Origin of the sequence: Salinicoccus sp. HZC-1, from assembly GCF_046736035.1 — a bacterium.
Taxonomy (GTDB): domain Bacteria; phylum Bacillota; class Bacilli; order Staphylococcales; family Salinicoccaceae; genus Salinicoccus.
Map to the genome: position 1 here is coordinate 1,617,897 of NZ_CP177130.1, position 23,832 is coordinate 1,641,728.

The window sequence follows — 23,832 nt, forward strand, 5'->3', positions numbered from 1 at the left end:
ATATTATGTAAATTGAAATGAAATATAATTGTATCACTAATGAAAACGTTTTTTCAAAACTATATTAAACTATATTTAGGAGTAAATAAAAATCATGCAGACTATTATTGCCGATATACAGGAATTTCGCGGGAATCATTATGACTATGGCATCAGGCAGGCCGAATGGCTGAAAGAGACGCCATACATGGAGAACAGAGCATATGAATGGATTAAAAGACGGCCGAAGTTCGATCTGGATTACAAGGAAACGAAGGAACTCTATATGCGGTTCGCCCCCTATATCTGGGATGAACTCATGGGTATCCAGGATCAATTGAAAATCACTGATAGAGAAGTCCTTCTGAACCTGGCCCATTACAGAGTCTCTCCCAGAGATTCAGGATGCAGTGTCTATCTCGATAACAATAACTTTATAAGGAATTATGATTATCATCCGAATACTTATGACGGAATGTACAAGCTGTTCCAGCCGGATAAAGGGTTTGCACATATCGGACCGGCATCGAGGGTGACCGGCCGGATGGATGGAATGAATGAGCATGGCCTCATCATGTCTTATAACTTCATGAATCGAAAGCAGCCGTTTGACGGATTCACCTGTTTTATCATCGGGCGTTTCATTCTTGAAGTGTGCAGGAATGCAGACGATGCAAAGCAGCTTTTAAAAGAACTCCCCCACCGCGGCGGGTTCAGTTATATTGTACAGGATAAGAACAATGAGTCTTTCATCGCCGAAACTTCTGCAAGGGATATTGCATTCAGGCAGGCAAATATATGCACGAATCATTATGAGACACTGGACAAGGAAAACCGCAGATACTTGGTCGATTCTCTGGAACGTTTGACGATACTCGAAGGATTCAGCGCTCCGTCAAAAGAAGAACTGATCGAATTGTTCACCGATCGCAAATATGGTCTGTTCGTCGATAATTATAAGAGCTGGGCAGGTACGATACACACTTCCTTCTATGATAAAAGCAACCTCATTGCCGGCATCCGTCTGGGAGAGAATACGGTACTGGATGAGTTCGACTTTGGCGCCTGGCTCAAAGGGAATCCGATTGGACAAAAAGAGATTAAAGGCTCCCTCGATACCGGTTTAAAATTCACAAATGCAGATTGGCAGACGGCCAAAAACCGTATATGATATGAAAAAAACCGCATTTCTGAATACGGACGGGCGAATGGAATGAAATGCACAAATGCTGTCTGTCAGCTCGAATAATTACTTTCAATGTTTTCAGGGTATGTAATAAAGACATTTATATTACACTGGGACATTGGAGGTTTTTTTATTGCTGGAATTCAACAGATTGATATTTAGTGGCTTCGACGTCATATTGAGAACATTGTTAATGGGTATAATGGCGTATGCTGCAATAGTTATTATAGTAAGGATCAGCGGCAAAAGGTCACTCAGCCAGCTGAATGCATTCGATTTTATCGTCACTGTGGCGATTGGTTCAATACTCGCAAGTGTCATTATTAACAAAAACGTCACCATTACACAGGGCATCACTGCATTTCTTGTTCTGATCGTTTTGCAATTCATCATTTCCAAACTCGCCGTCTACAGTAAGCAGTTCAGTAAGTATATTAAATCCGAACCGGTACTTCTTTTCTATAACAATGAATTCCGGTATGAGAATATGAAAAAAGCACGCGTGGTTGAAAATGAGATCAAGCAGGCCATACGGTCAAATGGGAATGGCGCCATGTCCGACGTAAGGGCGGTCATACTCGAAACGGATGGCAGTATATCCATCATCAATAAGAAATCGGGTGAGGACAATATAGAGAAAGATGCATCGCTGTTCAGCGGCGTTAAAAAATAAGCTGTATCGCACACATTTCGCAAAAATTGTTTTAACTGAAGTGTTACATGCAGTATCTCAATTTAAAAAAGCTGCTCCACACCATCAAATGATGGTATGGAACAGCTTTTATTTACATACTCTGTTTGACCACTTTTCTGTAGTACATGAGTGATAATAAGGCAAATACCGAATAGAACACGACATAGGCAGCCATCACGGTAAGCATAGGCGTCCACATCGCAGTACCGAACAGGAACCATCCTGCGTTGACTGCAAAGTATGTGTGCAGCAGACCGATTAATAACGGAACCCCGAATGTGATTATCATTTTAATGGAAAGGCCCTTCATAATTTCTCTTTCTGAGAAACCAAGTTTCCTTAAAACTTGATAACTCCCCTTCTCATCTTCGCTTTCCCCGATCTGTTTGAAGTAAAGAATACAGCCAGACGTGAGGAGAAATGCGAATCCGACAAATCCGATGATGAACATCATCATGCCTGTGCCCTGCATCTGCTTTGTATACTGGCTGATTTTTGATTCAAAAGCAGGATTATCTTCATCATCCATCAATTCGTATATCTCCAGACTGTCCTCTCCGACAATATCCAATGCATACATTTCGTGTGGTTTCTCCGGCGTTTCATCATGACTATAGTGGGCATTCAGCTCATCATATACTTTTTCATCGACTACAGCAACAGGTGAACCATATGTCACAGAGGACGATAAAATAGCCTCTTCCTCAACTTCTATAAGTTCAAGCGTATGCTCATAGTCGTCATTGACAAGCGTCAGGGGATGACTGGTTTTAAAATCCATGAATGTTTTCATGAAGTAAGGAATACCGGTCAGGATAGTTTCATTTTCACCCACATCTACTGTACCAAGCTCCGCATCACTCACAATATTGAGATACACGGAAGAAGAGCCTGTCTGTTCTGCCATATCCTGATCTACTGATATTGCACCGTAATCTTTTGCACTATACTCAATCGTTGGTATTGTGACACTGTCATACTTAATTCCATTTTCGCTCAATAATTGCTCATAGAACTCCAACCCTTCCTCTTCATAAAAAACATAATCATTTGGCAGTGCTGAGTCAATCGCTTTATCTATCGAGTAGTAACTGATGTAGGACAATGACATGAGCCCCATGCTGAGTGCACTGACGACACTGATCAGAGTCAGAAGGAATGCATTCGATTTCATCTTGAACATGATACTGGTCAGCGACAGTACGTCGTTTACATTGACATGTCCCTTTTTTGATTTCCTGACCATATTGAAAAGGAACGCGACAGAAAATTTAAATGTGAGATATGTCCCGATAATCGTGAGGCCGAGTATCCCAAACAGCAAAGGCACCAATAAAAGTGGATAATCGAAAATTTTCACCGACAGCCAATATCCTAAAATGACCATGGCAAGTCCAATGATGCCTAAAGCGACGGTGCCCGTACCCAGTTTTTTATTTGCCGATTCGCTGGAGCGGTTCAAGTTGAGCATGTTGATCAGTCTTGTCCGTTTCAGGAAAGCGAAGTTTTGAATCATCAGCAGCGCGAATATGACGATATACAGCACTGCGGTCTGAACGACGGCTTCCATCGAGAAATTCAAACCGACCGGTAATTCGATCTGCATCACTTTGAGTAAAATCATCAGCAGTAATCTTGAAACCAGGAAGCCGAATCCGATTCCGAGGAATAAACTTCCAAAGTATATTATCGCGTTTTCCAGCAGCAGGATCCTGAATACTTTATTCCTGCTCAGTCCGATCAGTTGGAACAATGCCAGCTCTTTGTTTCTTCTCTTTAAAAATATAGAGTTTGCGAACATGACAAATGTGACAATAATGAAGACTAACAGTACGGAACCTACTAAAAATCCTGTGGACATCAATGTTCCGGATGAAAGTTCTTCCTGTGCACTTTCGTCTTTTGACATCAGAACGAATGAAAAGTATAGAGCGACACTGAATATCAATGCGAAAATATACAGTGTGTAATTTTTGATGTTTTTGAAAAAGTTTTTTAAAACGATGGTATTAAGACTCAACGCCGACACCGCCCAGTACACTTTGAGTGTTCATGATCTCTTTGTAGAAATCCTCCTGGGAGTGCTCTCCTCTGCGCAGTGTAGAATATACCAGACCGTCTTTTAAGAAGATCACTCTGCCTGAATAACTCGCCGCTGTGGCGTCGTGAGTCACCATCATGATTGTGGACCGGCTTTTTTCATTTAACGTCTGCAGTTTCCGGAGCAGAGTGCTTGCCGCCTTAGAATCCAATGCGCCGGTCGGCTCGTCTGCAAATATGATTTTCGGCTGATGGATGAATGCCCTTGCGGCACTAGTACGCTGCTGCTGTCCGCCCGAAATTTCATTTGGATACTTATCTTCCAAATCATAAATCCCAAGCTCACCTGCAACGATTTCGAACTGCTTTTCAACATCAGTCTTTTTCATATTTCTGATGGAAAGCGGCAGCAAGATATTCTCTTTGACAGTCAGTGTGTCGAGCAGGTTATACTCCTGGAATATAAACCCGAGATCATTCTTTCTGAAATCCGCCATCCTTTTATCTTTCAGGTCTGTAATATCCTGACCTTCTATGAATATATGCCCGCTTGTCACCCTGTCAATCGAACTGAGTACATTCAGCAAAGTCGTTTTGCCTGAGCCTGATGCCCCCATTATCGAAACAAACTCACCTTTTTCTATATTTAAATCTATACCTTTTAGAACCTCTGTCCTATTTAACCTGTTTCCATATGATTTTTTAATATCTCTCGCTTCAAGAATCATCGCAATTCCTCCATTGTTTTTGTTTATATGTATATCGTACACTCTGGCTTGAAAGAATGCGTTTGATTCTTATTACATAAACACAAGACCATGTGACGTTTTCGTCACATGGTCTTCACTTTCTGTAAGTCATTCTTATCAGGGAAAGTCAGTTTTGTTGTGGTCCCCCTGCCATATTCCGATTCGGTACGCATTTGTATGCGCATTGCTTCTGCCGCTTCATGGGCGAGATACAGCCCCATTCCTGTAGATTGGGCATCTCCATGGTCACTTGTGGAAGTGAATCCCGCCTCAAATATCCGTGGCAGATCTTCCTTCCGGATTCCCCTGCCCTCATCGGAAATCTCAAGTGTAATCCATCCTTTTACCAAATCACTCGTAATGGCTATATCTGTCTCTTCCGAATACTTCACACTGTTGCTTATAACCTGTTCCAGCACAAAAGTACACCATTTCAAATCCGTCTGGACCTCTGCAGCATGCAGCCGGACATCGAATCCGATACCTTTTCGCATGCATATGACGCGGAACTTGCGGATGATGCTGTTTACAATCTGTTCCAGATTGACCGTCTCGATATATAGATCATTGCTGATGTTCGTAAGCCTTTTACTGTACAGCATTTCATTCAGCATCGCATCCATCCTCTGCCATTCTTCCTGTATCTTCAGCTTTTGATTATCGTCCAAATCATCTATCATCAGTTTCATCGTTGTCATCGGCATTTTCATATCGTGGATCCAGCGGGTCATCTCATCCAGGTTTTCCCGCGTTTTTCTGGATTCTCGTTCAATCTGTACGTTATGGCCCTGATGCATCATATCCAGATGGGCATCCAGCATTTTTTGATATGGGGTTACCGGAAGCGGTAAAGTATCCACTTCTTCAATATCCTCCAGATTCATGAACTCCATTCTGTACCGTCTATCCTTAAAAAAGTCCCAAATGATGAAAACAACGAGGATAACTGTATTAAATATTACTATATACAGCACTGATAAATTGGGGATATTCGCGTCTAAAAGTCCCAACAGCAAAATGGTTATATTGAAAAGACAAAAAAGTAACATCCATGGCAATGTCTGTTTGAAATAAATGAAAATCACTCCTTGATCATATAACCTAACCCTGTTTTTGTAATGATTGCATCTACCAGACCGATCTCCTCAAGCTTTTTCCGGATCCTGTTTACATTCACGGTCAGAGTGTTGTCACTGATAAATTTCGAATCATCCCAGAGCTGTTCAATCAGCGAATCTCTTTCCACAACCTGCCCTGAATCTTTTATTAGAATTGATAATATATAAGATTCATTCTTAGTCAGATTGATAATTTCTTCGTTCCTAGTAACTGTCAATTTTCTAAAATCAAATACAGCATCCCTGAATTTGACCACATCTATGTTCTGATTCTGGTATTGGTATGTCCGTCTTAACAATGCCTGAATCTTCGCTACAAGCACATCGAAATTAAATGGTTTTTGTATATAGTCATCGCTTCCCATCTGCATGCTCATTACCATATCAGTGGGATGATCCCTCGAAGATAGGAAGATAATCGGCAGACTGGAAATATTCCTGATACGCTGACACCAGTAAAAACCATCATATTTTGGCAGAGTAATATCTATAATTATAAGGTCTGGCCCAACTGTAATAAAATCATTAAGCACATTCGAAAAGTCAGTAACGCCAAAAACAGTATAATCCCAATCTTCCAGTCTCAATTTTAATTCACTGAACAATGTTTCATCATCTTCAATAATAAGTATCTTTGACATGTTCTCACACCCCGTAATCACTTTAAAAATATGAATATCCAGTTCCATTATAAAGGAAACTGGATATTTTGTATGTTTAACTGATGAAATCCGGTTGGAGAAGACCGCCTGCCGCGCACATATCATTTATCTTTTAATCGGCATGATTTTACCGTAAGTGACCGTTCTCCAAATCCACTCAAGCGGACCAAACTTAAATGCTTTCATCCACAAATGACTGTAGATTATCTGTATGATGAAAACCATAAATACTATGGGAATGAACCATACAGCATCGATCTTATTGAATAAATTCAATCCATAAAAGAAAGATGTCATAATCACACTCTGCATAATGTAGTTCGTCAGTGCCATCTGCCCCACCGGCTGCAACAGCTTCGTCAGTCCTTTTACTTTCCGCGCAATCAGTACAAACAGTGCAACGTAGCCGAGCGACATCAGCGGACCGCCCAGAGTATAGGCGAGCATTGTTAAAATCGACCAGACAGGCTCCTGCATCATATAAGTCAATCCATAACCGACGAATATTTTAACCGGTGTCCCTACTCCGAGACCGACCACAGCAGTCCAGATCAGCAATTTCGTTTTGGACTCAAGGTTTTCAAATAATTTTTTCTGTCCTGCATAAAGTCCGATTAAGAACATGGCAAGCACCAAAGGGATCATTACAATGTTACTGGAGATCATGATGCCGAGTACAGACATATTCAAATCAATGACATCCATATATCCTGCATTAGTAAGAGATTTAATCATATCAAACCCGGGATCGACGGGTTGCACCTCATTCGTTCCCATAACGCCTGCTGCATACAGCAGAAGAGACATAACAGCTATAAATATTGTACCCAGGGTAAGGATGGAGATGCCTATGGTCAGATTGACAGCAGGTTTAATTTTATAGAAGATCAGTAATATGATACCTGTTACTGCATAGACCGTTAATATATCTCCATACCAGATAAATATTGCATGGAATATCCCAAATGCAAGCAGCATCATCATTCTTCTTATAAACAGCGCTGAAGTGGAACCCGGTTTTTTATCCGCCCGGGACAGAAATATGTAAAACCCTAATCCAAAAAGAAATGAAAACATCGTATAGAAGTTTGAAGTTACAAACGTATTGATAAATAATATGACCCCGGAATTCATTTCCCCGGTATAAATATTACTTGGTCCGTCTGAAAACTGGTCCTGAAGTGTGGGCCCTGCAAAAGACATGATATTCATCATCAAGATGCCCAGTAATGCAAATCCTCTTACTGCATCTATCTCGTGGACCCTTTCCGATAATCCGACCGGCGCATAATTTTGTGACATTTCCTGCCTCCTCGAATATTTTCATTTACAAATATAATATTACTTTAAGTTCATGAAAAAAGAGACTCAAAACCATTGAGTCCCTTGAATAAATGAACCGAAATCAAACAGTTCGATTGGATTTCCCGTCATGTATGAATATATATAATAAATTATCAAACCTACGATTGGCAGAAAGATTACTACGAATAAAAACACCTTCATAAATTTGGCGAACACGCTGTAGAGTAATCTGAGAACGATGATTGACACGGCTGTAATTGCGATTGTTTTTATGTTGTAATCCAGTACGGCAATATCAAAAAAGTTAATACCGTAAATCACAAAAAACGAGAGTGCAATGATAAAAATAAGTCTCATAAACAAAGTAGATCACCCAGTCATTTTTATTAATACTTATACTACTATACTATTTCTTCATGCTCACGTACAAATGATACAGACAACAGGCCGAGCCCAACGATTAAGACGCTCAGCCACGGTGCAAAGCTGATATCAAAATTACTGATATAAATACCACCGATTACCGCACCAATTCCAATCCCTAGATTCAAACCGGACATGTTCCAGCTGAACACCATTGCTGCAGACCCCTGTACATTCTCAACCAAACCGCTCTGAACTGCCGGACTCGTACTCCATTGGAATACACTCCAGAAGAACAAGTTTATATAGAAGAGCATCGGCGTGCCATATAAAAATGGTAAAACAGCCATGGATATCATAAATAAAATCAGCATGTAGAAAATTGTTTTTTTACTGCCGATTTTATCGACAAGGTTTCCGCCAATATATGTTCCAGTCATACCCCCTGCACCGGCAATGAGCAATGCAATCGAGACATTCCCAAGCGTATATCCGTTGGAAGTCATCAATGGAGAAATATATCCAATGACGATATAATTCCCGATCAATACTGCCATCGTCACACCGATATACAGGAAAACATTTCGTTTATCTAAAATTTTATCAGGTACAGGCTCACCCAGATCGTCCCCTTTTTTGTCCGGAACAAGTGAGAGAACCCCAATCCCCACCAAAATTGCTATTACGATAACCAGCCAGAAAATCACACGCCAGCCAAATTGCTGACCGATCAGTGTACCGATTGGAATCCCGAACACATTAGCTGCACTGAATCCCATGTATACAAGCGCGATCATCTTCCCTCTGATCTCAGGCCTGGATAAAAGCACGGTCATATCCATAATTTTCACTATAAAGACTGCAGCTGCCACTGCAGTGACCACCCGGCCGGCTGAAAGCATTATAAAAGTGTCTGACAGACCAAAAATTACATTACCTAATATAAATAAAATCAAAGATGCAAGAATGACCGGCTTTGGCCGCATGTTCTCAGTTAGTTTAACCAGAATCGGACCAAACACAGCAAAGCTCACAGCATATACAGTAATCAACTGTCCTGTCATTGCATGAGAAATACCGAGGTCATCACTCATTAATTCAAGTATCCCTGAAATAATAAGCTCCATCATACCAAGCAGGAACACGCCGACTGTAAAAGTTATAATAAGTTTCTTGTTCATATTTACCACCATTTCATAAAGTCAACCTGATTATTATACTATAACAGCAATATCAATCAAACCAAATTTAAACAAACATGATAAAATGTTCATTGAGGTGGGTAAAATGAAAAAAATAATTCCATTCATAATAGTATTGCTTCTACTCGCAGGCTGTTCATACGGAAACCAAGAAGAGCTTGATGAACTCTATAACGCATTTGAACGTAATCATAGTGAAATCGAAGAAGACTTCAAAAATTATTATTCTGAAATTGATTCGTCTGATGACCGGGAAATACAGCTTAAAATCATCTATGATGAGCTCATTCCCATGACAGAAGACTTCAGAACAACAATCGAGAACTATACAGTTTCAAACAAAGAACATGAATCATTGAAGGAAAATATGCTTTCTTATATCGATTCACTTAAAGAACTTACAGAACTGAATGGTGAGTTTAACAGAAAATTCGTTTCCAGTAATCCACTCAGTGACGAAAACTTTACAGATGACATAAATTCAATGCTTCAAGAAATTGAAGACAAAGAAAATGAAGTGAAAAATGGTTATGACAATATCACTGAAGAATATGAAAACCTGACTTCAGAACAGTAAAAAAAGATGATTCCACCTCAAATGGAATCATCTTTTTTAATGGCTCTATTTGTTTAAACCTTTTGCATTTACCGGTACTGGTCGATCCAGCTTACCTGGTCTTTCCTTTTTCGCTTTTGGTTCAAATAATATATCTTCTTCGTTGATATCATCGACCTCATTCTTCAGATAATATTTACCTTTTGTTAAAACTGCCATTATAACTGTCAGTCCTGCTGCAAGAACTGCGGCAAAGAATGCGGCAGTACTTTCCAGGAATTGTCCCATGTATCCAAGTGCCGCGACTGTCCCCAGTCCACTGGCAATGAGCAGGGAGACTACACCGACAGGATTCCATTTAAAAAGATTTTGCTGACGATGTTCGTAAAATGCCGGACCGATCTTCAGCATCATTTTAACAATCAGCGCATCTGTGATCAGCACAGCTCCCCATGCCAGCAGGAATACGCCCTGGAAAATGAGTGCAGTGTCCAGATGATCTACGATGCCCCCGAGCATGAGCACCATTGCACTGATCCCTGAAACGACAATCCAAAATCTGCGTCCAGGAGTAAACCGGAACACATTTTCGAAGAAATTGGAGAGTGACAGTGAACTGCTGTATATGTTCGTCACATTAATCCGGATTTGTGTAAGCATTGTAAACAATGCACCACCTATCCCGAGCAAGTGAACGATGTAGACACCTGGATTCGGCTCTGCCATACGCACGCCAAACCAAATGCCCAGTCCACCCATTACTCCATAACAGAAAATCTGCGGAATGAATCCGATTGCAACGGATCCTACTTTAATATGCTCAGGTTTAAGGAAACGTGCATAATCGGAGGACAATAATGCAGTCAGACCCATGATGCCATGCTGCATTCCAATACATAATAGAAGTGCTGTCCCACCTATTTGCATACCCTCAGGCATATAAGTCCAGAACTGTTCGTCATAAAGTGAAGTAGAAAAAAAGGCTACGGTAATAGCCGCCAACAGGAATACAAAAAATATTGGCAAGGACCATTTTTGCAGTTTATCCAACTGCTTGATGCCAAACCAGTTTAATGGAATTACAAGCGTTCCAAAAACAACAATTAGTACCCACATTGGGATTATAGGGATAAATTCATGTATGGCATAAACAAGGATCATGCCCTCGAAAGCACAGTACATGATGAAATTAGAGGCATAAATAAGAGAAGTTAGAGAAGCACCTATGTAACCAAAGCCGCCTCCACGTGACATCAGGTTGACGTTCATCCCGGATTTTGCTGATAGATACGAGATAATTGTACTCATGATGCCCGCCACAATAATGGCATATGCTGCAGAAATAAGCGCGTTAATCGCACCGAATTGAAGTGCCATTACGCTGCCGATTTGAAAATAGAAAATCGCAGTCGCGATTCCAAATGTGATGTTTGTAATACTTGGCCAATCCATGTTTCGTTCTTTGTAAGGAACCTTGTCTAATGAATAATCATCTTCCATCTCTTCGTTTTCACGATCTGTAATATTCACAGATCCCATAAATATCCTCTCCATTCTTCTGAAATTTATATTTAAGCGACTTTTACACTATACATAACATTCACAAATAAATCAAACCGCACGGCGGCAATCAAGCGCTTTCATGTGAGTATTTACACATTTATTTAAGCCTTTAAATATATATTCTTGAAATAAATTTTATAAATTCAAAGAAATTATATTTCTCAATAAAAAAACACCTCCGTTTAAGAAGGTGTTCCAATTACTTTCAGCAATATATATCGATGAAGTTCTTATGGGTGATTTTTTCAGCAAAATCACATCCGTATTTTTCTGTAAGCGCATTTGTCAGATTGCCGAATCTGCTTGCGTCTTCCAATCCTTCTATATAGGAAGCGATGCCATCAAAGTCTGATCCCAGCCCGATATTTCCACTCCCGCCGAGGTCGATGATCCGGTCGATATGCGGGTAGAGATCTTCAAGAGATGTATCCCCCTCTTTGACGAAAGGCGGATTGAATACGATATTGATCATTCCCCCTTTTTCAATAATCTGCTTGATTTGCCAATCATACAGATTTCTTGGATGATCAAATATTTCTCTCGCATTCGAATGGGATGCGAGCACCCTGTCGGCTTTGCTTACAATATCTTTAAACCCTTGTGTATTTAAGTGACTGACGTCAACTAAAACATCGTGGTCGTTACAGCATTCAATGACTTCGAAGCCAAAATTTGAAAGCCCGGTCATACGGTTTTCCCCTACACCATCTGCCACCAGATTCGCATTGTTCCAAACGAGTCCGAGTGATAGCACACCCAGACGGATTAATGTTCTGAGTTTCATCAGATCATTTCCAAATGCATCAGACCCTTCCAGTGTAAGAACAGCACCAATTTCATCCGTTTTCAAATCATGTATTTCCTTAAAGTTCTTAATATGAATAAAATTATTCTGAGCGAGCACTTCATTATAGAAGCAGTCCACCTGCTCCAGGGCGTGCTGCCATTTCTCATTATCCGGCAGGTTCGGCGGTATGAATATAGCGAAAAACTGAACCTTCACATCACCTTCTCTGAGACGCTCTGCATTAGTGTTCAATTCGCTCGAATTCTTATAATCCAAAATTCGGTTTTGGAAACGATAAGCATTTCTATAATCTCCCTGCAATTTTAAAAGCGCATCACAATGTGTATCAATAATGTGCATTTTATCCTCTCCTCATTAAAGTGATTATATCAATATTTTCAGACTATTGAAAACTGATTAAATATTTATACATTATATAATTAGTGATTGCATTAATATACTAATGCGTATAAACTAATTATGGATATGAAAACGTTTTCTAAATTTTTATGTATTTACTTGCTTGCTTCTGCATGTATAATTATAACAAAGGGAGGATATTTTATGCGTAATAATGCAACTTTATTAAAATTTCTTATACCGTCACTAATTGGCGTTTTAATGTTTTTATTTCCGCTCAGCATAGACGATGAAACTACAATTCCAGTAGCATATCTGGCAAATCTACTAAATGACTCTTTAGGAATCGACACTGTAGTATTAATTGTAGTAATTATAATTAATATCTCTGCACTGCTCACACTTATATTCAGCTGGATATATGACCCAAAAATCGGATTCTTATCCGCACTATTCAGAACAAATCCTGTATGGGTCATTTTGCGCCTGCTTGGTGCTGTTTTTGCCATTATGGCCTATATGGCAGTCGGACCGGAAGCAATCAACTCCGATGTCACAGGTGGTATGCTGCTTAATGATCTGCTGCCTACACTATTTGCCGTATTCTTATTTGCAGGTATTCTGCTGCCATTGCTCCTAAACTATGGTCTTCTAGAATTTGTCGGTTCTATATTTGCCAAAATAATGAGACCGCTGTTTACACTGCCCGGCCGGTCTACAGTGGATAATCTGGCATCATGGGTCGGAGATGGCACGGTAGGTGTGCTTTTGACAAGTAAACAGTATGAAGAAGGCTACTATTCCGAACGTGAAGCTGCTGTTATTGCTACAACATTCTCAGTTGTTTCCATTACATTCACAATTGTAATATTAGATTTAATCGGTTTAATGAATTACTTTGGCGCTTTTTATCTGACGATATTTATCGCAGGGTTTGTTGCAGCACTGATTATGCCGAGGATACCCCCACTCTCTCTGATTAAGGACGACTACTATATTAAAGGCAGAGAGATTGATGAAACAATCCCGCAAGGCTATAATCCATTTTCATGGGGGTACAAAAAAGCCCTGGGCAGAGCTGAGAAAGCAGACGGCTTTGCCGATTTCCTGAAAGACGGGTTAAAAACTGTTGGGGATATGTGGTTTGCGGTCCTGCCGATTGTTATGGCGATAGGCACCCTCGGTACGATGCTTGCCGAATACACACCAATATTCACATGGATTGGTGCACCATTTGTACCTGTTCTTGAGCTTATGGGAATACCTGAAGCCGTTGCTGCATCAGAAACATTATTCATCGGCTTTACGGATATGTTCCTGCCGGCTATTTTAATTGAAGGTGTCTCTGCAGATATAACAAGATTCATCATTGGTGCATTGAGCATTACACAGTTAATCTACCTGTCAGAAGTCGGCGGTGTCATACTCGGCTCTAAAGTACCGGTAGGCCTTGGCAAACTGCTCATCATCTTCCTGCTGAGAACAGCCATTACGCTGCCGATCATTACTATCATTGCGCATATAATTTTCTAACAGATTTTTAAAAGGATTCCGGTATTATGATCTGACCCCAGTTGGGTTTACAAATGAAATAATATAAATGTTTCCCTCCAGAGAATCTAGATTCTCTGGAGTTTTTTTATGCGGCTAATGCTCTAAATTCCAACGGACTCAACCCCTTGAATTTGTGCTGAGGCCTGCGGTGGTTGTAGAACTCGATATACCACATAATATCTTTGATGATCGTGTGATAGGTGTCGTAATACTTCTGTTTGCGTTTGACATGGAACCGTTCAGCTTTGATCTTGCCCCAGAAAGCCTCCATTGGTCCATTATCAATGCATTTTCCCACCCGGGACATGCTCTGGCACATTTGCTGGGCCTCCAAAATTTTTTTAAAGCCAAAAGAGGTGTACTGGAATCCCCGGTCACTATGCACCAATGGCGTCGCATCCGGACATTTTTGGATCGCCGCTTTAAACGTATCGAAGACGAGCTGATTATTATTAGAGCGTCCGAATTTGTAGGCGATGATACTATTATCATACAAATCGATAATGGCACTGAGATAGGCTTTTTCTCCACTCAGCGCTTTAAATTCCGTCACATCGGTTAACCATTTCTCGTTCACGTGGTCGACATTGAAATCCCGGTCTAATATGTTTTCAGCGACCTGTTGCGGTGTGTGTGGCATATACTGCTGCTTTTTGATCCGGGTCACCGACCGTAAGCCCATCTGTGTCATCAGCCGGTAGATGCGTTTCTTATTATAGTGCGTCTGATGTGCTTTGTTGATTTCATAACACATCTGACGATAGCCGTATATGCCCTCTGTTTCGACATAGAATTCGGCTATCCTTGACGCAATCCAATCGTTCTCTGTTTCAGAAGCCGATGCACTGCGTTTCTGATACTGATAGTACGCCTGTCTTGAAATACCCGCCGCCCGGCATAATTCAGAGATGGAGTAGCCTTCATTATGCAGGGCTGTGATGGCAGTGTGAAGTTGATGACTCTGAACCCGGCTGTATTTTAGTTCCTCTCGAGTTCGTCCAACTTTTTTAGCAGGGCATTTTCCACTTCAAGTTTTCGCTTGTCTGCTCTGAGTTTTGAAATCTCCCGGTTTAGTTGTTCCGTTTCCGTCAGCTGATCTTCTGATTTCCTGCGGCCGCGTTTATCTTCGAGTCCCATTTCACCATATTCCCGGTATTTTATCACAATGGTGCGCGCCTGCTGGTAGCTCACATCAAACCGTTCAGCCAGTTCTCGGTAACTGACATCCCCCTGAGCATGATGTTTTGCGATCTCAATCCGTTCCTGAACCGTTGTTTTCCGTCCTTTAGTCAATGGTGAAGCCCCCGCTCTCGTCGTTCTTATTTCTTCACCATTATTGTAACGTATAATCCACTGTCGTACAGTTGTTTTTGACGGTATATCGTATTTGCATGCGAGTTCATAAATGGAAATACTGCCCGTCTGATACTCTTTTGCGACCATTTCTTTAAATGCGCGGGTGTAGGTTCTGTGTTTCTTTCGTTTCTTTAATCCCTCAGCCCCATGCTTCTCATATTTTTCCTTCCATTCTCTCACTGATTTAGGATTCACCGGATATGTTTTACATACATGGCTTATCGGTGTCCCTTTATTCAATTCTAGAACGATTTCCAGCTTTTCTTCGGCCGAAAAATGTCTGGTAGTCATAAAGAACCCCCTCCAGGTTTACAGATGTTTTATTTCATCTGTAAACCTGGAGGGGGTCAAATCATTACACCGGAATCCTTTTTATATAGACTCAGCTATAAACCAATTATTTCAGTTAAGCACCGAATATATTTATAATGAAGATAAGTATAAATAAGGGGATAATTATATGTGTTTAATTAATTTTCAATTGAACCACCATGATAAGTACAAACTAATTTTGGCTGCTAACAGAGATGAGGAGTATCATCGTCCGACGGAATCTGCAGATTTTTGGGATGAGGATGGGAATATTCTTGCCGGAAGGGATCTAAGAGGCATGGGAACCTGGCTGGGTGTTACTAAAGGAGGCCGTATCGCTGCACTTACAAATATACGCAACCATGATGAATTGCTTAAAACAACTCAAAAAACCAGAGGTTTACTAGTCAGTGAATTTTTACGGAAAGAAATCGATCCATCCGCCTACCTTCAAGAAATCAGTAAAGATGCTGATGAATATTCCGGCTTCAACTTAATTGCCGGCACCAGTGATGAGTTATATTACTTGAATAATTATGATAGAGAAGTCGTCAAAATTAAAGATGGTGTTCATGGTCTCAGTAATCATCATCTCAACACGCCATGGCCAAAAGTCATTAAAGGAAAAGAAGCGCTCGCTCAAATTACATCACAAAACGATTTCACTGTAGAAGATTTATTCAAGCTGCTTAAAAACAATGACACTGCACCGCTGGAAAACCTGCCCGATACAGGATTGTCTAAAGATTTGGAAGAAAAGCTGTCACCGTTATTCATCGATACGGAAAATTATGGTACACGCTGCTCTACTGTAGTACTTATCGATAAATCCAATAATGTCGATTTTATCGAACGGTCTTATGTTCATGGCAAAATGACCAATGAAGAACGACATTCCTTTACGATTGAATAGTTTAAAAGGCCCTATGAAAATTTCATAGGACCTTTTAACTATTCGCCTTTTATTCTTCAATGACTGATGTAGAGTGTCTTGGCTGATGTTTTGCTTCAGGATCGGTATGGACTTTTGCACTGGCTACGGCGATTGGTGCCTCTCCGAACCCTGTAGCAATCAACTTCACTTTTCCCTCATAGGTATTAATGTCACCAACAGCATATACTCCTTCAATATTCGTCTCCATTCTCGAATTTACCAGAATATCGTTTCTATCAATCTCCAGACCCCAGTTTTTCATCGGTCCGAGGGTTGAGGAAAATCCATAGTTACATATGAATTCATCCCCTTCTATGTCGATTTCCATATCTTCCTTCGCATGCTTAACCGTGATGGTATTTATTTTTTCAGATGCTTCGAAAGAGACTGGGTTAAATGGCGTTAAAATATTCACAGTAGAATCTTTTAGATTCTGAACACTTGATTCATGGGCTCTGAATTTATCTCTTCTATGAATCAAAGTTACAGACCGTGCAATCGGCTCCAGCATCAATGCCCAATCGACGGCTGAGTCTCCACCACCAAATATCACTGCATTCCTGTCTTTATATTTATTCAGATCTGTGATGAAATAATTCAAATTAATATCTTCGTACTCCTCAATATTTGGCAGTTTCATGCGCTTAGGTTCAAACGAACCATTGCCACTTGCCAGAATAATTGTTTTGCTGTGGAATACTTCACCATTTTCAGTTTCCAATGTAAAATTCCCATCTCGTGTTTTAAAGATGTCAGTGACATTTGTAGACAGCGATACATCAATAGGAAAACGACTCATTTGCTCTTCTAAATTTCTTACTATATCTTTCGCCTTTGCCTTTGGAAAACCAGGTATGTCGTATATATACTTTTCAGGATAAAGTGTTGTCAGCTGTCCGCCCAATTCAGGCAGACTATCGACTAAACGCACTTTCAATGATCTTAATCCTGCATAATAGGCTGTGAACATGCCTACCGGTCCTGCTCCAATTACAACAGTATCATATAATTCTTTTTCTTCTTCTTTCTCCATTCTTTACCCCTCCTCATTTTGAAAACGTTCTCTGATTTAAAAAACGTTATAGAAGAATGGTCTTGCTCCTCTTATAATCATTTATATAACTATTGTATCATTTTATTTATTCAATTCATTGTAAATGAAATACTCACAGTAATGGTTTTGTAATACAGGCTTTATCAGTGATACAACAAATAATCTTTCAAAAATACTCCTTGAGTTAAAACTTCAAAAATAGCGACCGGTATATACCGGTCGCTTTTATCTAGAAACCACGGCCGGCACCGCCGCCGCCTCCGGATCCTCCACCGAAGCCACCGAAACCGCCGCCTCCGCCGAAGCCGCCGGTACCTCCACCGCCGGAAGGCGGGAAGAATATAACCGGACCTCTTCTGCGGCCGCCACGGCCACCCGGGCCTTTAGGTGGTCTGCCACCTCCGCCGGTGATTATTTTATAGAGTATATATATGACAATGATTGAAAATATCAGCCTGAAGATAACCTCAAAAAGACTGAGGGGTGAACCCGCTCCGCTGCCCCTGTCTTCAATCGGCGCATCCCGTGTAAATTCACCATCTTCATAACCGTACGCATCCAGCGATTCCTGATAGAGGGCATTATATAGATTTGCAAGCCCTGTCTGGTAATGTTCACTGGCTGCGTCAGAGCCTTCCTCTTCTTCTGATGCTGCAATGAAGTGCTCAAACGCGACTTCATCGATGATTGCACCAATTTTCGCATCATTTAGATACCCTTCTATACCATAACCGACCTGCACTTCAACCCCTCGGTTATTAAATTCATTACCGTTGTCTAAATTTAAAAGGATAACTATACCATTATCCTTCTCTTCCTTACCTACACCATATTCCCTCAGAGCTTTTAAGGCATAGTCCTGTCTATGCTCCTGGCCGGTTGTCGGCATTGTCATCAGCAGCAACTCAACGCCGGTACCTTCTTCCAGATGTGCTCCCTTCTCATTCAGCTCATCAATCGTACTGCCGCTCAACACTTCGGCATTATCCTGTACAAAATAATGGGAAGTATTCAGATCAGGAAGATCCACCCGTGCTTCTGCACTCAGTGGAAAAAGAAGGAATGAAATTACTATTAGAACAAGTACACGTTTCATCATTCTTCACCGGAGCCGTCCTGCTCTGTGTTGAACTCGACACCCGGCACTTCCTGACTGGATTCATCCGCTTCAAAATATTCTTTTTCATCGAATCCGAATAACCCTGCAATGATGTTGCCCGGGAATGTACGGGTATTTCTGTTGTACTCTGAAACCGCAGTATTGTAGTCCTGACGTGCTACAGCTATACGGTTTTCAGCACCTGCCAGTTCATCCCTCAGTCCTGTAAATTGCTTGTCAGCCTTCAAATCCGGATAATTTTCGGAAATCGCAAGGAGTCTCGATAAAGCCGAGGTCACTTCATTATTCGCTTCAGCCATCTCTTCAACGTTCTGCGCGCCTGAAAGTTGGCTTCTTGCATCAGCAATATCTGTGAAAACTTCCTCTTCATGGGATGCATAGCCCTGTACAGTATTTACCAGGTTGGGGATTAAGTCCCCTCTTCGCTGCAGCTGCGTTTCAATCTGTGACTCCTGTTTGTTCACTTCCTCATCAAGGTTGACGAACTGATTATATTTCGGAGCAAATATGAGTGCGGCAATCACAAAAAGTCCGACTATGATACCAACCGGTATTAAATATTTTTTCATATAATTTTCTCCTATCTATATGGGTTCATACTTATTTATATTCTACCATTGGATGTCATAATTGAAACCAAATAAGCACAAATACCAATGATGGTATTTGTGCCTGGTACAATTAGTCAGTGTATTGGATCATATGGTATTTTTTCTTCCCTCTGCGTACAACAGTGAATGCACCGTCTAATTTATCTGAATCCTGAAGTTCATAATTTACATCCTGCTGACGTTCGCCATTGATATAGATTGCGCCGTTCGTAATGTCTTCACGGGCCTGTCTTCTGGATGGTGATACACCTGTATCCACAAGAACTTTTACCAGGTTCATATCTTCTTCAGTGTAACTTGCTGAAGGGACATCTTTAAATGCATCTTTGATCTGTTCTGTTGATAGGGCTTTAATCTCTCCATTGAATAATGCTTCCGTGATTTTTTGTGCCTCTTCAAGTGCTGCATCGCCATGGATGAATGCGGTAATCTCTTCAGCCAGACGCTTTTGGGCCTTTCTTAAATGCGGTTCATTTTTAACGGATTCTGCGAGTGATTCAATTTCCTCTCTGGAAAGGAATGTAAATAACTTCAAAAATTTAATGACATCCGCATCACTCTGGTTAATCCAGAATTGATAAAACTCATAAGGAGAAGTCCTTTTTTTATCCAGCCAGATGTTGCCTGATTCCGTTTTACCGAATTTCTTACCATCCGCTTTAGTAATAAGTGGAATTGTCATGCCTTCCGCTTCAGTTTCACCGTACATTCTTCTCATTAGATCCAGACCGCTCGTGATGTTCCCCCACTGGTCGGAGCCGCCAATCTGCATTTTACAGTTAAATTCTTTATTCAAATGCCCGAAATCGATTGCCTGGAGAATCGTGTAAGTAAATTCAGTATATGATATACCCGTTTCCAAACGGGATTGTATCGCATCTTTGCCAAGCATGTAGTTCAAGCTTACATGTTTACCATAATCTCTTAAGAAACTGATGAGACTGATATCTTTCAGCCAGTCTTTGTTGTTGACCAAGATCGCACCATTTTCATCAGAAAAATCAAAGATTTGTTCCATCTGCTTTTTGATTCCTTGGACATTTTCATCAATCTGCTCTTCTGTCTGCAGTTTGCGTTCTTCCGATTTGAATGAAGGGTCTCCAATCATTCCAGTCCCCCCACCGATTAAAACGATGGGACGGTGACCGTAATTCTGGAATCTTCTCATTGTTAAAAATGGTACAAGGTGTCCGATGTGAAGACTGTCAGCAGTCGGGTCCGCACCGCAATATAATGAAAGCTGTTCTTTATCCAGAAGCTCTGAAATTTTCTCTTCATCTGTCATCTGATAAATAATACCACGGTATTTGAGATCATCTAATAATTCATTCATTCTTAGTTCCTCCTGATTCGAATATTCTTTTATACAATAAAAAGCACCCCTACTCGAAAGTAAGGGTGCTGGATACACGGTACCACCATACATTTAACTCAGTTGGACAAAACGTTTGTCCGACGTCTGAACGATATCGACAGTGTATTCACAGGATGCACGCACTGATTTCCACCAACCATCAGCTCTCTGGATTGCACATGACCTGCTACTTCTCTGCAGTTCAGTAAATATTAATTTAGCAACATCATACATTTTTGATTGTGAAAAGTCAAGCAGATGGAGAGGGTGAATATCTAAATTCTTTCCAATGATAATGTGGATGTGGTAACATGAATAATCGCTAAGATACGGCGTTTATTCCATTAACTCCGGCACTTATTTCTATGTTATAATGACCGATGACAGGAGGTAGTCATGAAGAAGAAAAACGACTTTTTAAACGATATAAAAAAGATGTTTTCCCGTGGTGATGAAAATGTAGAAAAAGATAAGCTGCATGGATCATCATTAAAGGAAAAAATTAATAATGCGGCAAACCGTTTCAAAAAAGCAGGTTCTCCTGTGAGAATATCATTCTTCACTGCTTACGATACCATATGGAACGTCATACTCTTTTTACTTCTCTCCTTTACACTGCTGGGGATACTCGTATTCAGTATCGGCCTCGGGTACTTTGCTGCACTAGTAAATGATGAGCAGGTCCAACCTGCCGAAGAAGTGAAGACCGCGTTGACGGAGATGACAGAAAGTACAACAGTCGCTTTTGGTTCTGGTGAATCTCTGGGAACTTTAAGAGCGGACCTGATACGTGAACGTATAGATTATGACGATATTTCACCTTACGTTACAGATGCACTCGTCGCTACCGAAGATGAGTATTTTTATGAACATAATGGCATCGTACCCAAAGCATTCCTGAGAGCGACATTGCAGCAGGTTGCAGGTTCTGAATCAGGAACAGGCGGCAGTACGCTTACACAACAGCTTGTCAAAAATCAGCTTTTGACAAATGAAACGACATTCGACCGTAAAGCAACCGAACTCTTACTCGCATTCAGGGTTGAAAAATTACTTAACAAGGAAGAAATACTTGGATCCTACTTGAACGCAGTATCATTTGGACGAAATGCCAACGGACAAAATATTGCCGGTGTCCAGGCTGCAGCTGAAGGAATATTCGGCAAAAACGCAAGTGATCTGAACCTGGCAGAGAGTGCATTTATAGCCGGCCTCCCACAGAATCCTTATGCATATACTCCATTTATGCAGGGAGGAGTTGTAAAAGAGGAAGAACAACTCCAAGCTGGTAAAAACAGACAATTGTTCGTTTTAGAGCGTATGCTCACAGAAAAAATAATCACTCAGGAGGAATACGACAAAGCAGTCAATTATGATCTTTACGCCAACTTGACTGACAGTGTCACAGTGCCGAACCAAAACTATCCATTCCTGACTGATGAGGTTGAAAGACGCAGTATAGGCATTCTTAAATATCATCTTGCTGAAGAAGATGGTGTTTCAAGGGAAGATATCAATTCGACACCTCTTCTCAATCAGGAATATACCCAAAAGGCCAACCGGGCACTCCGTAATCAGGGCTATCATATTGATATAACGATTGACAAGAATATTTATGACACAATGCAGAATGTCAAAGACAATTCCAATTACTATTATGGCTCAAGAAGCATACAGGAAGCCGAGGATGCTTCAGAAGAGGAACAACAGGAAAGTGACCAGGAGTTCGATCATGAAATCGGGGCAATGCTGAAAGATAACGCCTCAGGTAAAATTCTCGGATTCATCGGTGGCAGAAATCATGAGGAATCTTCTGTAAACCATGCCACACAGACGACCAGAAGTGCAGGTTCGACGATGAAACCGTTGATCACCTACGGTCCGGCATTGGATAAAGGGATCATTGCACCGGATACGGTATTACTGGATAAATTCTTTACGATTCCAGATATCGACTATAGCCCGAGAAACTACGATGTGGATGAGGAATTCGGGCTTGTTTCAGCGAAGCATGCACTCAGTAATTCATATAACCTGAGTACACTCAGATTATGGTCCGATGTAAGGGAACATAATCCGCAGGAGTATTTCGATAAGATGGGGATACCTCTAGAAGGTCCGCTTGTACCATCACTGCCCCTTGGTGTAAACGATATGTCTGTGCAGGAAAACGTTGATGCATTTTCTACTTTCGGCAATGAAGGCGTTATGGCCGAAAGCTACATGATTGAATCCATAACCAGCCCGAATGGTGAAGTAATCTATGAACATGAGAGCAGTTCTACTGAAGTGTTCAAAGATTCAACAGCCTTCCTGATGTCGGATATGCTGCAGGAATCATTCCAGACAGGTTCTGCCTATTATATCAGTGACTTCTACGACAGGAATGAGGATACGTATGACTGGGCGGCAAAAACGGGTACATCCAACTCATTCATCGACTCCTGGTTCATGGGGTACAATCCTAAAGTCACTTTAGGCGTATGGATGGGATATGACAGAAATATTCCACAGGTCGCCAATCAGGACGCTGAACAGCATATGCATGTATACAACTGGAGAGATATGGCTACAGCACTGTCTGAAGTCGCTCCTGAAGAAATGGGCGCAAATCAGATGTTCAGCCGCCCCGATTCCGTGCGGGAAGTTGAATATTGTGCATTGACGATGGAAAGTGAAGATGACTGTAATAAGAGTCTGGATGATCCAATTGAAGGACTTATTGCAGAAGATACAAAGCTATCGGATAAAAGCAGTCTAAGTAATGATTCGATCCAGCAGAGAATGGGGGCTGCATTTGACTCTGAATTAAGCAATTCGGATCTCAGAGGCACTGTCACCAACACCTATGATGACACTTATACTGTCGGAGGATCATCAAGCGACGACGATGATGAAGACGATGATGATGAAGACGATGAAAACTAAACACTAAAAAAGGTTAACCAGAAATATTCTGGTTAACCTTTTTTA

The 23,832-nt window shown here is 41.0% G+C and carries 20 protein-coding genes and 1 pseudogene; 6 read left to right on the forward strand and 15 right to left on the reverse strand.

Annotated features, from left to right (window positions below; translation table 11 throughout):
- The first annotated feature begins 94 nt into the window (after positions 1–94).
- A complete protein-coding gene (locus ACKRAT_RS08165; protein WP_411842016.1) occupies positions 95–1,150 on the forward strand; it encodes a C45 family autoproteolytic acyltransferase/hydolase in 1,056 nt (351 codons plus the stop codon).
- A gap of 148 nt (positions 1,151–1,298) precedes the next feature.
- Positions 1,299–1,838 carry a DUF421 domain-containing protein gene (locus ACKRAT_RS08170; protein WP_411842017.1) on the forward strand — a complete coding sequence of 180 codons (540 nt, stop codon included), beginning with the start codon at positions 1,299–1,301 and terminating at the stop codon, positions 1,836–1,838.
- 112 nt (positions 1,839–1,950) lie between these two features.
- On the opposite strand, the gene ACKRAT_RS08175 is transcribed toward ACKRAT_RS08170, so the two are convergent.
- The 7 genes from ACKRAT_RS08175 to ACKRAT_RS08205 form a co-directional block, all read right to left on the reverse strand.
- Entirely contained in the window at positions 1,951–3,879 is a 1,929-nt protein-coding gene (locus ACKRAT_RS08175; RefSeq protein WP_411842018.1) for an FtsX-like permease family protein, read from the reverse strand.
- Positions 3,869–4,627, reverse strand: a complete 759-nt coding sequence (locus ACKRAT_RS08180; protein WP_411842019.1) for an ABC transporter ATP-binding protein — start codon at positions 4,625–4,627, stop codon at positions 3,869–3,871. Before ACKRAT_RS08180 ends, ACKRAT_RS08175 begins: the two co-directional genes overlap by 11 nt.
- 104 nt (positions 4,628–4,731) lie before the next feature.
- Entirely contained in the window at positions 4,732–5,541 is an 810-nt protein-coding gene (locus tag ACKRAT_RS08185) for a sensor histidine kinase (protein WP_411842020.1), read from the reverse strand.
- 188 nt (positions 5,542–5,729) lie between these two features.
- A complete protein-coding gene (locus ACKRAT_RS08190; protein ID WP_411842021.1) occupies positions 5,730–6,407 on the reverse strand; it encodes a response regulator transcription factor in 678 nt (225 codons plus the stop codon).
- Positions 6,408–6,533: 126 nt separating this feature from the next.
- On the reverse strand, positions 6,534–7,730 hold the full coding sequence (locus ACKRAT_RS08195; protein WP_411842022.1) for a DUF418 domain-containing protein: 1,197 nt from the start codon (positions 7,728–7,730) through the stop codon (positions 6,534–6,536).
- Between the two features lie 66 nt (positions 7,731–7,796).
- Positions 7,797–8,090, reverse strand: coding sequence for a hypothetical protein (locus ACKRAT_RS08200; protein ID WP_411842023.1), 294 nt, complete (start codon positions 8,088–8,090; stop codon positions 7,797–7,799).
- 44 nt (positions 8,091–8,134) lie between these two features.
- Positions 8,135–9,277, reverse strand: a complete 1,143-nt coding sequence (locus tag ACKRAT_RS08205; protein ID WP_411842024.1) for an MFS transporter — start codon at positions 9,275–9,277, stop codon at positions 8,135–8,137.
- 106 nt (positions 9,278–9,383) lie between these two features.
- On the opposite strand from ACKRAT_RS08205, the gene ACKRAT_RS08210 reads away from it, so the two are divergent.
- Complete coding sequence (locus tag ACKRAT_RS08210; RefSeq protein WP_411842025.1) at positions 9,384–9,875, forward strand: hypothetical protein; 492 nt, start codon at positions 9,384–9,386, stop codon at positions 9,873–9,875.
- Between the two features lie 45 nt (positions 9,876–9,920).
- Here the strand turns inward: ACKRAT_RS08210 and ACKRAT_RS08215 are convergent, their stop codons facing one another.
- Together ACKRAT_RS08215 and ACKRAT_RS08220 are read right to left on the reverse strand one after the other, a co-directional pair.
- Positions 9,921–11,393, reverse strand: a complete 1,473-nt coding sequence (locus ACKRAT_RS08215) for a purine-cytosine permease family protein (RefSeq protein ID WP_411842026.1) — start codon at positions 11,391–11,393, stop codon at positions 9,921–9,923.
- Between the two features lie 229 nt (positions 11,394–11,622).
- Complete coding sequence (locus ACKRAT_RS08220) at positions 11,623–12,564, reverse strand: dipeptidase (RefSeq protein ID WP_411842027.1); 942 nt, start codon at positions 12,562–12,564, stop codon at positions 11,623–11,625.
- 204 nt (positions 12,565–12,768) lie between these two features.
- Between ACKRAT_RS08220 and ACKRAT_RS08225 the strand changes: the two genes are divergently transcribed.
- On the forward strand, positions 12,769–14,097 hold the full coding sequence (locus ACKRAT_RS08225) for a YjiH family protein (RefSeq protein WP_411842028.1): 1,329 nt from the start codon (positions 12,769–12,771) through the stop codon (positions 14,095–14,097).
- A gap of 106 nt (positions 14,098–14,203) precedes the next feature.
- On the opposite strand, the pseudogene ACKRAT_RS08230 reads toward ACKRAT_RS08225, so the two are convergent.
- Together ACKRAT_RS08230 and ACKRAT_RS08235 are read right to left on the reverse strand one after the other, a co-directional pair.
- A pseudogene (locus tag ACKRAT_RS08230) lies at positions 14,204–15,064 on the reverse strand (IS3 family transposase); the annotation flags it as partial.
- Between the two features lie 32 nt (positions 15,065–15,096).
- Positions 15,097–15,765 carry a helix-turn-helix domain-containing protein gene (locus tag ACKRAT_RS08235; RefSeq protein WP_411842029.1) on the reverse strand — a complete coding sequence of 223 codons (669 nt, stop codon included), beginning with the start codon at positions 15,763–15,765 and terminating at the stop codon, positions 15,097–15,099.
- Positions 15,766–15,934: 169 nt separating this feature from the next.
- Here ACKRAT_RS08235 and ACKRAT_RS08240 point away from each other — a divergent pair, with 169 nt between their 5' ends.
- Positions 15,935–16,699 (forward strand): NRDE family protein, encoded by a 765-nt coding sequence (locus tag ACKRAT_RS08240; RefSeq protein WP_411842030.1) that lies wholly within the window; start codon positions 15,935–15,937, stop codon positions 16,697–16,699.
- A 49-nt stretch (positions 16,700–16,748) separates the two neighbouring features.
- Here ACKRAT_RS08240 and ACKRAT_RS08245 read toward each other — a convergent pair whose 3' ends face one another.
- The 4 genes from ACKRAT_RS08245 to tyrS form a co-directional block, all read right to left on the reverse strand.
- Complete coding sequence (locus tag ACKRAT_RS08245; protein WP_411842031.1) at positions 16,749–17,753, reverse strand: NAD(P)/FAD-dependent oxidoreductase; 1,005 nt, start codon at positions 17,751–17,753, stop codon at positions 16,749–16,751.
- Between the two features lie 250 nt (positions 17,754–18,003).
- Complete coding sequence (locus ACKRAT_RS08250) at positions 18,004–18,870, reverse strand: TPM domain-containing protein (RefSeq protein WP_411842032.1); 867 nt, start codon at positions 18,868–18,870, stop codon at positions 18,004–18,006.
- Positions 18,870–19,463 carry a LemA family protein gene (locus ACKRAT_RS08255; RefSeq protein ID WP_411842033.1) on the reverse strand — a complete coding sequence of 198 codons (594 nt, stop codon included), beginning with the start codon at positions 19,461–19,463 and terminating at the stop codon, positions 18,870–18,872. Before ACKRAT_RS08255 ends, ACKRAT_RS08250 begins: the two co-directional genes overlap by 1 nt.
- 112 nt (positions 19,464–19,575) lie before the next feature.
- Positions 19,576–20,838: a tyrosine--tRNA ligase gene (gene tyrS, locus ACKRAT_RS08260; protein ID WP_411842034.1), complete on the reverse strand. Its 1,263-nt coding sequence runs from the start codon at positions 20,836–20,838 to the stop codon at positions 19,576–19,578.
- Positions 20,839–21,255: 417 nt separating this feature from the next.
- Here tyrS and ACKRAT_RS08265 point away from each other — a divergent pair, with 417 nt between their 5' ends.
- Positions 21,256–23,787: a transglycosylase domain-containing protein gene (locus ACKRAT_RS08265; RefSeq protein ID WP_411842035.1), complete on the forward strand. Its 2,532-nt coding sequence runs from the start codon at positions 21,256–21,258 to the stop codon at positions 23,785–23,787.
- The last annotated feature ends 45 nt before the right edge of the window (positions 23,788–23,832 follow it).

Bases quoted from the DNA above. Each gene is read 5' to 3' on its own strand.
- ACKRAT_RS08190 (WP_411842021.1), bottom strand. From the start codon at position 6,407: ATGTCAAAGATACTTATTATTGAAGATGATGAAACATTGTTCAGTGAA.
- ACKRAT_RS08195 (WP_411842022.1), bottom strand. From the start codon at position 7,730: ATGTCACAAAATTATGCGCCGGTCGGATTATCGGAAAGGGTCCACGAG.
- ACKRAT_RS08225 (WP_411842028.1), top strand. From the start codon at position 12,769: ATGCGTAATAATGCAACTTTATTAAAATTTCTTATACCGTCACTAATT.
- ACKRAT_RS08165 (WP_411842016.1), top strand. From the start codon at position 95: ATGCAGACTATTATTGCCGATATACAGGAATTTCGCGGGAATCATTAT.
- ACKRAT_RS08245 (WP_411842031.1), bottom strand. From the start codon at position 17,753: ATGGAGAAAGAAGAAGAAAAAGAATTATATGATACTGTTGTAATTGGA.
- ACKRAT_RS08250 (WP_411842032.1), bottom strand. From the start codon at position 18,870: ATGAAACGTGTACTTGTTCTAATAGTAATTTCATTCCTTCTTTTTCCA.
- ACKRAT_RS08205 (WP_411842024.1), bottom strand. From the start codon at position 9,277: ATGAACAAGAAACTTATTATAACTTTTACAGTCGGCGTGTTCCTGCTT.
- ACKRAT_RS08220 (WP_411842027.1), bottom strand. From the start codon at position 12,564: ATGCACATTATTGATACACATTGTGATGCGCTTTTAAAATTGCAGGGA.
- ACKRAT_RS08200 (WP_411842023.1), bottom strand. From the start codon at position 8,090: ATGAGACTTATTTTTATCATTGCACTCTCGTTTTTTGTGATTTACGGT.
- ACKRAT_RS08240 (WP_411842030.1), top strand. From the start codon at position 15,935: ATGTGTTTAATTAATTTTCAATTGAACCACCATGATAAGTACAAACTA.
- ACKRAT_RS08215 (WP_411842026.1), bottom strand. From the start codon at position 11,393: ATGGGATCTGTGAATATTACAGATCGTGAAAACGAAGAGATGGAAGAT.
- ACKRAT_RS08185 (WP_411842020.1), bottom strand. From the start codon at position 5,541: ATGGAGTTCATGAATCTGGAGGATATTGAAGAAGTGGATACTTTACCG.
- ACKRAT_RS08235 (WP_411842029.1), bottom strand. From the start codon at position 15,765: ATGACTACCAGACATTTTTCGGCCGAAGAAAAGCTGGAAATCGTTCTA.
- ACKRAT_RS08265 (WP_411842035.1), top strand. From the start codon at position 21,256: ATGAAGAAGAAAAACGACTTTTTAAACGATATAAAAAAGATGTTTTCC.
- ACKRAT_RS08210 (WP_411842025.1), top strand. From the start codon at position 9,384: ATGAAAAAAATAATTCCATTCATAATAGTATTGCTTCTACTCGCAGGC.
- tyrS (WP_411842034.1), bottom strand. From the start codon at position 20,838: ATGAATGAATTATTAGATGATCTCAAATACCGTGGTATTATTTATCAG.
- ACKRAT_RS08180 (WP_411842019.1), bottom strand. From the start codon at position 4,627: ATGATTCTTGAAGCGAGAGATATTAAAAAATCATATGGAAACAGGTTA.
- ACKRAT_RS08255 (WP_411842033.1), bottom strand. From the start codon at position 19,463: ATGAAAAAATATTTAATACCGGTTGGTATCATAGTCGGACTTTTTGTG.